The following is a 456-nucleotide window of genomic DNA, read 5'->3' as shown; positions in this document are numbered from 1 at the left end:
GATAGCCCAGGATTGGCCATTCCAGATGGTGATCCAGTTGGAACAACCTCTATACTTACAATAACTGAAGATGTTGTTATAACAGATTTAAATGTAAACTTAGATATCTCACATACTTGGGTAGGTGATGTTACTACAACGATTACATCTCCTACAGGTACAGTCGTTACGATTGTTGACCGTCCAGGTTATACTGGAACAGGATTTGGCTGTAGTGGTGATGATATCCTTGCAACACTTGATGATGCAGGTACAGGCGCAGTAGAAACCCAATGTGGTGCTGGCGTACCAACAATTGATGGTACTTTCACTCCTAACAACCCACTTGCTGCTTTCAACGGTGAAAGCACAATGGGGGACTGGATTATTACTATTTCTGATGCTGTCGCTGGTGATTCAGGAACGCTTAACGCTTGGGGTATTACTTATTCCTACGCAAATACAAATACAGATGTT

1 protein-coding gene is annotated in these 456 nt (G+C 42.3%); it reads left to right on the top strand.

The annotated features are described in order from the left end of the window. Positions 1 to 456, top strand: a 456-nt coding sequence (locus tag AEQU1_RS00060; RefSeq protein ID WP_181566674.1) for a proprotein convertase P-domain-containing protein, incomplete at both ends; no start/stop codon positions are given.

The sequence above is a fragment of the Aequorivita sp. CIP111184 genome (genome assembly GCF_900489465.1).
Classification (GTDB): Bacteria; Bacteroidota; Bacteroidia; order Flavobacteriales; family Flavobacteriaceae; genus Aequorivita.
The sequence above is the reverse complement of the archived record's forward strand: the minus strand, read 5'-3'. Positions and strand labels throughout refer to the sequence as shown.